This window comes from Pseudomonas sp. Sample_10 (assembly GCF_004321495.1).
In the GTDB taxonomy this organism is placed as follows: domain Bacteria; phylum Pseudomonadota; class Gammaproteobacteria; order Pseudomonadales; family Pseudomonadaceae; genus Aquipseudomonas.
This window is the reverse complement of sequence record NZ_RCOE01000275.1, coordinates 1-9,806: the sequence shown is the minus strand read 5'-3', so window position 1 is coordinate 9,806 and position 9,806 is coordinate 1. Positions and strand designations below refer to the sequence as shown.

Below are 9,806 nucleotides of genomic sequence, written 5' to 3'. Positions count from 1 at the left end.
GCTGCCCAGCGGGAGCAAGCTCCCTCGCCACAAAAGCTCTCTACTACAAAGGAATCAGCACTGTTGATGATCGTTCCCACGCTCTGCGTGGGAACGATCAGCTGAGGGGTTAGCGCTGTTTGAGACGGTCGATCACCACCGCCAGCAACAGGATCGAGCCGCGGATCACGTACTGGTAAAAGGTGTCGATGTTCTTCAGGTTCATCGCGTTCTCGATGATTGCCAGAATCAGCACCCCGGCGATCACATGCCGGATCATGCCAATCCCGCCGCTCAACGAAACCCCACCCAGCACACACGCAGAAATCACCGTGAGCTCGAAACCCTGGCCGATCATCGGCTGTCCGGAGGTCATGCGCGAGGCGAGGATCACCCCGGCCAACGCACCGATGACACCGTGCACGGCGAAGATGATGATCTTGGTCCGGTCAACGTTGACCCCGGCCAGCAGCGCCGCTTCCTGGTTCCCGCCGATGGCCATGGTATTGCGGCCATAGGTCGTGTAGTTGAGCAACCAGCCGAAGAACAGGAAGCAGACGATCGTGATCAGGATCGGCACCGGCACGCCGAACAGTTGGCCGTTACCAAAGACGAAGAACGACTCCTGGGAAACGCCCACCGCTTTGCCGTTGGCAAAGATGTACGCCAGGCCGCGGACGATCTGCATCGTTGCAAGCGTGGTGATCAACGCATTGACCCGCAGCTTGGCAATCACGATACCGTTGATCAGACCCACGATCAGGCCCATCACCAACGCCGCGCCGACGCCCAGCAACACGCTGTCGGTGTCGCGCATCACCACCGCCGCAACCACCCCGGCGCAGGCGATCACCGATCCCACCGACAGGTCGAAGTGCCCGGACGCCAGGCAATACAACATGGTGCACGCCGCGATCCCGGTCGTTGAAATCGCCAGCCCCAACCCGCGCATGTTCAGTGGCGAAAGAAAGTTGTCGATCAGCAAAGTGCAGAGCACGAAGATCCCTACGGCCGCCAGCAGCATCACCCAGTCATCGAGAAAGCGCCGCAAGTCCAGGGGTTTGCGCGCAGTCGGCAGGGTTTCGTTTTGGGTTGTCATCATAGTCACCTCTCAGTTCGCCACGCCGTCAGCGCGTTGGCGCGGCAAAGCCAGTTGCAGCAAGTTGGATTCATTGGCCTGTTCGCGGCTCAGTTCGCCACGCAGCGCGCCTTCGCACAGCACCAGGATGCGGTCGGAAATGCCCATCACTTCCATCAGGTCGCTGGACACCACGATCACCGAAATACCGTCCGCCGCCAGGTTATGGATGATCTGGTAGATCTCGGCTTTGGCGCCGATGTCGATGCCACGGGTCGGCTCGTCGAGCAGCAGGACTTTCATCGGCATCGACAGCCAGCGGCCGAGAATGGCCTTCTGTTGATTTCCGCCGGACAGGTACATGATTTTCTGTGCTGCGCTCGGCGTCTTCACTTTCAGCGCCTTGATCTGCTTGTCGGCATTGCCCTTTTCCCACAGGCCGCGCAACAGGCAACCGAAGGTGGAATGGGCGCCGCGTGCACTGATATTGATGTTCTCGGCAACACTGGAGAGCGGCATGATGCCCTCCTTCTTGCGGTCTTCGGGACACAGCAGAATCCCCGCCGAAATCGCGTCGCGGGGCGAGCGCAGTTTCAGCTCATGACCGCGCAACTCCAGGCGCCCTGCCGTGTTGCGTTCCAGGCCGCTGAGCATCCGGAACAGCTCCGTGCGCCCCGCCCCAACCAGGCCGAACAACCCGAGGATCTCGCCTTTGTGCGCTTCGAAGCTCACCGGTTCGCGCAGACCCGGGCCGAGCAGGCCGTCGACCTTCAACGCCACCGCGCCACGCGGGCGCGGGCGATAATCGTAGATGTCCTGGATGTCGCGACCGACCATGCACGTGACCAGGTGATCGTGGGTCAGCTCGCGCATGTCTTCGAAAGTACGCACGTAACGGCCGTCCTTGAACACCGTCACCGCGTTGCAGATACGGAACACTTCTTCCATGCGATGAGAAACGTAAAGCACCACTTTGCCTTCATCGCGCAGGCGGCCGATGATCGCCATCAAGCGATCGATCTCCCGCGCCGACAGGCTGCTGGTGGGTTCGTCAAAAGCTATGACATGGGCGCCACGGGACAGCGCCTTGGCGATTTCCACCAGTTGCCGCTGGCCAAGCGACAACCGCCCGACCTTCTGCTGCGGGTCGATTTCGTCGGCCAGGCCCTTGAGACAGGCCAATGCCTGCTGACGCAACGTGCTGCGATTGATCAGGCCGAAACTGGCCGGCAAATGTCCGAGAAACAGGTTTTCCGCCACGGTCATTTCCGGCACCAGGTGCAGCTCCTGGTGGATCACCGCGACGCCACTGCCGATGCTGTCGGCGGTGGATTTGAATGCCATCGTCTGCTCGCCGATCTGCAGATTGCCGCTGCTGGGGATGTAAGCGCCGCCGAGAATTTTAAGCAGCGTCGACTTGCCGGCGCCGTTCTCGCCCATCAAGGCGTGAACCTGCCCCGGATGAGCGACGAAGTTGATGTTGTCCAGCGCCTTCACCCCGGGAAAGGTCTTGCCGATCCCGTTGAAGCGCAAGCTGCCGCCTGCATTGTGTTGTATTTGTGTTTGCGCGTGCATAGCCCACCTCTTCACACAGAACGGGCGGCCCCGTTGCCGAGGCCGCCGATGAAATCAACCAGCCTTCAATTCCACAGGCCGATCTTTTCCAGTTCCTGCTTGAAGTTGTCGCGGGTGATCAGCGTTACGTCGTCCATCGCCGTGTATTTCGGCGGCTCTTTGCCGGTGGTGACCCACTCGTACATCATGCTGGCGGTGTTGTAGCCTTCGATGTGCGGGCTCGGCAGCATCGAACCGAAGAAGCCGCTGTTGGGCTTTTTCAGTTCGCCGATGGCGTCGGTGCCATTGATGCCGATGCCGATCACGTTCGCTGCGGTAAAGCCGGCGGCTTCCGTGGCACGCACGCCGCCGAGCACGGTGTTGTCGTTCATGCCACCGATGATCAGGTTTTTCGCCGCGCCCGGCAGTTTCACCAGCGCCGAGTTGGTAGCGTCCATGCTGCCCGGTACGTCGAGGGTTTTCAGGGCGGCGAACAGGATATGGTCTTTTGGCATGCCGGCATCTTCCAACGCCTTGACCGAACCGTCGGTGCGTTTCTTGCCGGTGTCGAGTTCGTTGTAGGTGTTGATTACCGCGTAGGTGTCTTTCCATTCCCAGCCGCGTTTTTTCGCCTCGGTGGCCATGGCGCTGCCCTGCTTCTGGCCAACTTCAAAGGCGGCCATGCCGAGGTACGGCACCTCTTCCATGAACTTGCCGCTGGCATCGACAAAGCGGTCATCCACAGCAATCACTTTCAGGCCGTTGAGCTTGGCCTTGGCCATGATTGCAGGACCGAGTGACACATCCGGCGGGCAGATCACGAAACCCTTGGCGCCGTTGGCCGCCAGGCTGTCGATGGCCGACAGGGTTTTCTCGCCGTCCGGCACGGCGATTTTGATCAGGGTAAAGCCCTTGTCCTTGCCGGCCTTTTCGGCAAACGCCCATTCCGTCTGGAACCAGGGCTCTTCCGCTTGCTTGACCAGAAATCCGATTTTCACCTCTTCAGCCGCCAGCAGCGTGCTGCTCAGGCTGACCGCCGAAACCGCCAGGGCGGCACAGCACAGGGTTCGGATGGCATGACGACGATTCATAAGCTGACTCCTTGTTATTTTTCTTGAGCGTTCTTTGAAAGCCATAAGGCGGTGTAGCCGTACTACTAATAGTCATATCGTATGATGATTGGATTTCAGGCGTAATTTTCCACCTCAATCCGTTCATTCAGTCGTGGTACATCACCGAGCGACCACCATCGATGGTGATGCAGGATGCGTTGATGAACGGCGCTTCATCACTGGCCAGGAATACAGCCGTCATGGCCACTTCTTGCGGCTGGCCGATGCGCTTGGGCGGATGCAATTCCAAAGCGCGCTGACGCTCAGCGCGTGGATCGGCAAAACCGTTCCAGTAGTCGACGTTCAATTGAGTCTCGATGTAGCCCGGGGCGATGGCGTTGATCCGGATACCTTTGGGTGCGTATTCGATCCCCAGGGCACGGGTCAGGCCGAGCAAGCCGTGCTTGGCCACCGGATAGGGAAAACAGCCCGGAATGATATGAGAAGAATGAGTGGACGCGATGTTGATGATGCTGCCGACGCCTTGCTCGATCATCTGCGGCAATACAGCCTTGCAGCCGAACCAGGCGCCATCGAGATCAATGGCGAAGCAGCGGCGCCAGTCCTCTTCGGTCATTTCCAGAGGGTCACGAAACACGTTGACCCCGGCACAGTTGACCAGCACGTCGATCCGACCGTGACGTTCTACAGCCAGTCTGGCCATGGCATGCAGATCTTGCTGTTGCGAAACGTCGGCCTTGATCGCCAGCACATCAGCCCCTTGGCCTCGCCAATACGCGGCGACTGCTTCGACTTTCCCGGCCTGGATATCGCTGATGATCAGCTTGGCCTGTTGCGACGCAAAAGACCCAACAATCGCCTCGCCGATGCCCTGGGCGGCGCCGGTCAGCAGCACTACCTTGTTTTTCAGACGCTCGCCCTTGGGCGGAGTGGGCGCCGCCGGTAAAGAAAGGGGTTCAGCCATGGATCGCTGCATCACTTCACCTGTTTTGTTTTTTTAAGTGTGAGTGCGTGTAACTGATGGAGCCGACTATAAACCCGGCCCGCAGATAATCTCAATATATATATTTGCATCCCATATTTAGGGATTTATCCCGAGAACCGAGTACACAGCTTTCCTGGCACGTCCACCCGAATCGCTAAAACCGCCCCATCCAGCGGGTGACCGAGCGGGCTCGCGGCACTGGTGATGTACAGGGTTTTCAGATCGGCATCGCCGAACACACAACTGGTCGGACGGCTGACAGGCAATTCGATTATCCGATCGACTTTGCCGTCCGGCGTCAGCCTGAGCAGGCAGCTGCCGTCCCAGCGGGCGTTCCAGATAAATCCCTCGGTATCCATCGCCGAGCCGTCCGGGCCGCCGCGTGCATGAGGGCCGAACCAGGGTTGCGCGGGCTCAAGATTGCCGTCGGTGCGGATGAAGTGCCGATACAACGTGCCGTCCAGGCTGTCGCCGAAATACACGGTGGTCGCGTCATCGCTCCACAGCAGCGTGTTGGGAATGCCTGATCCGCGCAGCAACGGCGTCACCCGCGCATCGCTATCGATACGGAACAACCCGCCCGAGCGGCGCTCGATGGGCAAGTCTTCGCCCTGTTCGCCGATGTTGTTTTGCATGGTGCCAAGCCAGAGCCGACCCTGAGCATCGCAGCGGGCTTCGTTGGCGCGGTTGCCCGGTTGCGGATCGGCAACGCACAACAGCGTCAGCCGCGGCTCGAGCCCTGGGGAATCAAGATCAAGGCGGTACACGCCGCTGCTCAACGTCACCAGAGCATCACCGCTTTCACAGGGGATAAACGCAGAAACATGCTCCGGCATCTGCCAGATCTGCACATTCGCGCCGATCAGCCGCAACGCTTGCTTGCCGGCGATATCCACCCAGTACAACGCCTGGGTCGGCGCATCCCAGAAGGGGCCTTCGCCCAGCTGTGCCCGGTGTTCGGTGACCGCGGTCAACGTCATGAAACCTCCTGCATTGTTATTGTTTTTATCCGTGGTGCTTTTTGTCAGCCCGCTTTTTTATCGGCCATGACTTGCGGGTAATAGCGCTTGATCGCCAGGTCGGCGTTATCGATCAGGGTCATGCAAGCCCAGACGCCCCGCGCGGCATCCCGGGCGGCGATGGCATCGGCCATGTCTTTATGAATGGGCAAGGTGCGGCGCAGTTCGTCGGGGTCGGCAGCGGACACTTCGAAACACACCGCCAATAGCGCACCGAGGGCCGGGATCATTTGTTCAATGAATTGGTTGTGGCTGGCGGCAAGAATACACTCATGGAATATCTGATCCGCGCGGTTGTAATCGACACCGCTTTCCACCGCCCTTTCCAGCGCGTTGTAGGCCAGCAGCACGGCTTTAACCTGCTCGGCATTCGCCCGCTCGCAAGCCCAGCGCACGGCCATGGGCTCGATGGTGCGACGCAGGTCGAGCAAGTCATCGACGAAGTTTTCCGGCAATCCGCTGCGTGACAACCAGCCTACGACTTGTGGATCGAAGAGATTCCAGCGCCGCACCGGCAACACCCGCGTGCCGACTTTCGGCCCGACTTCGAGCATGCCCTTGGCAACCAGAGTCTTGATGGCTTCGCGAATGACGGTGCGGCTGACCCCGAGCTGCTCGCCGAGATCGGCTTCGACCTTGAGCGTTTCCCCGGGTTTGATCTGCCCGGTCGCGATCCAGCAACCCAGCCAATCGACCGTCGACGCATGAAAGCTGCTGGACATGGACACCTCAAAGCCGTTCGCAATGGATGTCCACGCTAATCATCATATGATTGGCTGTCAATTCGATTTTTTGAACACACACCCCCCAGTAGGAGCGAACCTGCTCGCGATGGCGATGTAACAAGCAACCAGGATGTTGAATGTCACGACCTCATCGCGAGCAGGCTCGCTCCTACAGGGTTTTGCGTCAGGGCTCGAGGCCAATGGGGAAGAACTCGCCGCCGCTCCAAACACCCAGCCAACGCTGCCCGTCCAGTTCACGGCTCACCGCCAGTTCCACCAATTGATAGAACACATTGCGATGGATCAGCGCTTCGAGATTGGTGCGCACATGCACATAGGGCGCGGGTTCTTGTGTGAGCGGATCAATCACCACGCGAATCGGGTGTTCAGCACCGGCTTCGGTGGTTTCGTCGACATTGGTGGTGAAGCGCAAAACCTGCTGTTCACCCTCGCCTTCCACGTCCACGGCAATCGCCACAAACGGCGCGTCATCGACTTTAATGCCGACCTTTTCAACCGGGGTAATCAGAAAGTAATCATCGCCGTCGCGGCGAATGATCGTGGAGAACAGCTTGACCATCGGCTTGCGTCCAATCGGCGTGCCCAGGTAGTACCAGGTACCGTCCCGGGCGATGCGCATATCGATATCGCCGCAGAAGTCAGGATTCCACAAGTGGACCGGTGGCAAGCCTTTGGTCTTGGGGATTTGCCCCAACAGGTCGTTGGCTTTTTGCGGGCCACTCATGGCGTTCTCCTTGAAATTACTGATCGCTGAGGCCCAACAGGCCACGAGCATATTGCTCCAGCGGCGGGCCCATCAGGTCTTCGGGTTTTTCGTCGTGGAACGTCAGCAAACCGCCACGACTCTTGATACGTGCAGTATCAATCAAATACTGGGTGCTGGTCTCGATCAACATGATTTGAATCACGCCGGTATCGACGCCAAGGCGATCCACGGCTTCCTGATCCAGCCACTCATCGGAGTTGCCGATGCGGTCATCGGATTTGGCGAATCGCGTGTAAAGCAGATAATGCGCACCCAGGGCACGGGCTTCGCTCATCGCCTGATCGAGGCCTTCCGGCACGCGCGCGCGGCGCACCATCGGAAAGTATTCGATGAAGCCGTCGAAGGCGACTTCGGCGATCACGTTTGGCCGAGGGTACACGGCACTGCCCGGCGGCACGAACGCGCCCTGAGCGATGTAGACGAACGAGTCCGGCTGAATGCGCAGGTTGTTCACGCGGCGGCTGTCGCTGTGATCCAGCAGGCCTGCATCGCTCATATGGTAGCGAGTCCCTTCGGCCATATCGCTGACGTTCATGCAGCCACCGAGCGCCAAAACGGCCAGCAGCAAAACCAGGCTACGCATCCTATCCTCCAGAGGCCGGTGACGGAAAACCGGCGAATGGCCGTGGGATGCAGATTTTGCGCCATTCCTTGCGATCACGGATATTTCCGGATTGATCATGTGGCGAGGGAGCTTGCTCCCGCTCGGCTGCGCAGCAGTCGTAAATACTGAGGAATACTGTGTATTTGATCATTTAGGGCTGCTTCGCACCCCAGCGGGAGCAAGCTCCCTCGCCACAGGGATCAATCAGCCGCCGATAATCTTCATGACGGTAGCGCCACCTGAGAACGCCACCTCCTGCTTGTCCCCAAGGGCTTTCACCAGCAATCGCTGCAAGGCCGGCAACGCCTGATGGCGCGGCTTGTCCAGCAGATCGCCGACATAGTGGCGATTGCTCGACGACAGGCAGCCATGCAGCCATCCTGTGGAGGAAAGACGCAAGCGCGAACAAGTCCGACAGAACGGCACGCTTTCATTGGCGATCACGCCGAAATGCCCAAGCCCGGGAATCTCGTAGCGCACCGCCGTCGCATCCACCGGCGCATCGGCCTGCAAATATTCATAACGCTCGCCGATCAGACTCAGCAATTGCTGCAGGCTGACGAACTGTTGCAGAAAGCCATTGGAGTCGCTGGCCAGGTGGCCCATGCGCATCAACTCGATGAAGCGCAGCTCATAACCCCGCTCCAGGCAATAATCGAGCAACGGCATCACCTGATCGAGGTTCTGCCCGCGCAGCGGCACCATGTTCACCTTGATCTTCATGCCGGCCTTGCGTGCCTGATCCATGCCGTCTAGCACGGTAGCCAGGTCGCCGCCACGGGCAATGCTGCGGAAGGCGCTGGCGTCGAGGGTATCGAGGGAAACGTTGATGCGCCGAATACCTGCATCCACCAACAGCGGCAGTTTCTTCGCCAGCAACTGACCATTGGTGGTCAGGCTGATGTCTTGCAGGCCCATCTGCCCGACCGCATTCATGAAGGTTTCGAGTTTGGGGCTGACCAGCGGTTCGCCACCGGTGATGCGCAAACGCTCGATGCCGGCCGCTTCGATCAGATAGGCCACACCACGCGCCATGGCCTCTGCCGACAGTTCATCCTGCGCAGCCACCAACCGCTTGCCATTGGGCACGCAGTAGGTACAGGCGTAATTGCAGGCTGATGTCAGGCTGACTCGCAAATTGCGAAAACGCCTGCCTTGACGGTCAACGATCATGGCCACTCCGGCGAAAGGATATTCGGATTGCTAAAACTTGACTCACAAATCAAGTTTTAGCAAGTCCTATGCCTGAGTATATTCCTGCGGTACTGCCTCATGTAGCGAAATCATGGGGCAATAAGGCTGCTGAATGGCTCAGCTGCTCGGGGTGTCGGTGTCGCGCTTGCGCTTGTTGCCCATGCGCACACCGATGTCCATCAGGAACTGGAAGAACCCTTCCTGATCTTCCAGCACATTGCTCCAGAACGGCGAGTGATACAGCGCTACCGCGCCGTGCACCAACGCCCAGGACGCGCAGTAATGGAAGTACGGCGGCACGTCTTCGAGCTTGCCTTCGCTGATCCGGCCCTTGATCAACAGGGTCAGTCGTTCGAAGTTCGAGGCACGGATCTTGTGCAGCTCCTCGATCATCTCCGGGACCTGGTTGCCCTTGACCACCTTTTCTTCCAGGCGATCGAACAAGCGATAACGTTGCGGATCGCGCATGCGGAATTCGAAGTAGGCCCGCGACAGGGCTTCCTTGTCCTTATCGACATCGGCGGAATGCAACAACTCGTTCAAATCGCGCTCGTAATCGAGCATCAGGCGCAGATAGATCTCGGCCTTGGATTTGAAGTGCTTGTAGATCGTGCCTTTGCCGATACCGACGGCATCAGCAATCATCTCGACGGTGACACTGTCTTCACCTTGTTCGAGGAACAGCTTGAGCGCGGTATCGAGAATTTCTTGCTCGCGGCGACGAAACTCACGGACCTTACGAGGTTCTTTATGCATAAGAAAAGGTCTGTAGGGGTCAAAATTCGAAGCCGCGTATTATGCCTAACTT

General features: G+C 59.0%; 10 protein-coding genes. All 10 read right to left on the bottom strand.

The window, feature by feature from the left end; translation table 11 throughout:
- Positions 1-109 precede the first annotated feature (109 nt).
- On the bottom strand, positions 110-1,078 hold the full coding sequence (araH, locus tag D8U18_RS26295; RefSeq protein ID WP_056856300.1) for an L-arabinose ABC transporter permease AraH: 969 nt from the start codon (positions 1,076-1,078) through the stop codon (positions 110-112).
- A gap of 12 nt (positions 1,079-1,090) precedes the next feature.
- Positions 1,091-2,632, bottom strand: coding sequence for an L-arabinose ABC transporter ATP-binding protein AraG (gene araG, locus D8U18_RS26290; RefSeq protein WP_130904423.1), 1,542 nt, complete (start codon positions 2,630-2,632; stop codon positions 1,091-1,093).
- Positions 2,633-2,697: 65 nt separating this feature from the next.
- Complete coding sequence (locus D8U18_RS26285) at positions 2,698-3,702, bottom strand: substrate-binding domain-containing protein (protein ID WP_056855921.1); 1,005 nt, start codon at positions 3,700-3,702, stop codon at positions 2,698-2,700.
- A 127-nt stretch (positions 3,703-3,829) separates the two neighbouring features.
- Complete coding sequence (locus D8U18_RS26280; protein ID WP_130907211.1) at positions 3,830-4,648, bottom strand: SDR family oxidoreductase; 819 nt, start codon at positions 4,646-4,648, stop codon at positions 3,830-3,832.
- Between the two features lie 125 nt (positions 4,649-4,773).
- Positions 4,774-5,649, bottom strand: coding sequence for an SMP-30/gluconolactonase/LRE family protein (locus tag D8U18_RS26275; RefSeq protein WP_056855922.1), 876 nt, complete (start codon positions 5,647-5,649; stop codon positions 4,774-4,776).
- 44 nt (positions 5,650-5,693) lie between these two features.
- Positions 5,694-6,410 (bottom strand): FadR/GntR family transcriptional regulator, encoded by a 717-nt coding sequence (locus D8U18_RS26270; protein ID WP_056855923.1) that lies wholly within the window; start codon positions 6,408-6,410, stop codon positions 5,694-5,696.
- A gap of 187 nt (positions 6,411-6,597) precedes the next feature.
- Positions 6,598-7,158 (bottom strand): DUF1285 domain-containing protein, encoded by a 561-nt coding sequence (locus D8U18_RS26265; RefSeq protein WP_056855924.1) that lies wholly within the window; start codon positions 7,156-7,158, stop codon positions 6,598-6,600.
- 16 nt (positions 7,159-7,174) lie between these two features.
- Complete coding sequence (locus D8U18_RS26260; protein WP_056855925.1) at positions 7,175-7,783, bottom strand: DUF4823 domain-containing protein; 609 nt, start codon at positions 7,781-7,783, stop codon at positions 7,175-7,177.
- A 225-nt stretch (positions 7,784-8,008) separates the two neighbouring features.
- On the bottom strand, positions 8,009-8,977 hold the full coding sequence (locus D8U18_RS26255; RefSeq protein ID WP_056855926.1) for a radical SAM protein: 969 nt from the start codon (positions 8,975-8,977) through the stop codon (positions 8,009-8,011).
- A 138-nt stretch (positions 8,978-9,115) separates the two neighbouring features.
- A complete protein-coding gene (locus tag D8U18_RS26250) occupies positions 9,116-9,754 on the bottom strand; it encodes a TetR/AcrR family transcriptional regulator (protein ID WP_034149949.1) in 639 nt (212 codons plus the stop codon).
- Positions 9,755-9,806: the final 52 nt, after the last annotated feature.

Coding starts and splice junctions, on each gene's coding strand:
- D8U18_RS26275 (WP_056855922.1), bottom strand. CDS start 5,649: ATGACGTTGACCGCGGTCACCGAACACCGGGCACAGCTGGGCGAAGGC.
- D8U18_RS26270 (WP_056855923.1), bottom strand. CDS start 6,410: ATGTCCAGCAGCTTTCATGCGTCGACGGTCGATTGGCTGGGTTGCTGG.
- D8U18_RS26285 (WP_056855921.1), bottom strand. CDS start 3,702: ATGAATCGTCGTCATGCCATCCGAACCCTGTGCTGTGCCGCCCTGGCG.
- D8U18_RS26280 (WP_130907211.1), bottom strand. CDS start 4,648: ATGGCTGAACCCCTTTCTTTACCGGCGGCGCCCACTCCGCCCAAGGGC.
- araG (WP_130904423.1), bottom strand. CDS start 2,632: ATGCACGCGCAAACACAAATACAACACAATGCAGGCGGCAGCTTGCGC.
- D8U18_RS26250 (WP_034149949.1), bottom strand. CDS start 9,754: ATGCATAAAGAACCTCGTAAGGTCCGTGAGTTTCGTCGCCGCGAGCAA.
- D8U18_RS26265 (WP_056855924.1), bottom strand. CDS start 7,158: ATGAGTGGCCCGCAAAAAGCCAACGACCTGTTGGGGCAAATCCCCAAG.
- araH (WP_056856300.1), bottom strand. CDS start 1,078: ATGACAACCCAAAACGAAACCCTGCCGACTGCGCGCAAACCCCTGGAC.
- D8U18_RS26255 (WP_056855926.1), bottom strand. CDS start 8,977: ATGATCGTTGACCGTCAAGGCAGGCGTTTTCGCAATTTGCGAGTCAGC.
- D8U18_RS26260 (WP_056855925.1), bottom strand. CDS start 7,783: ATGCGTAGCCTGGTTTTGCTGCTGGCCGTTTTGGCGCTCGGTGGCTGC.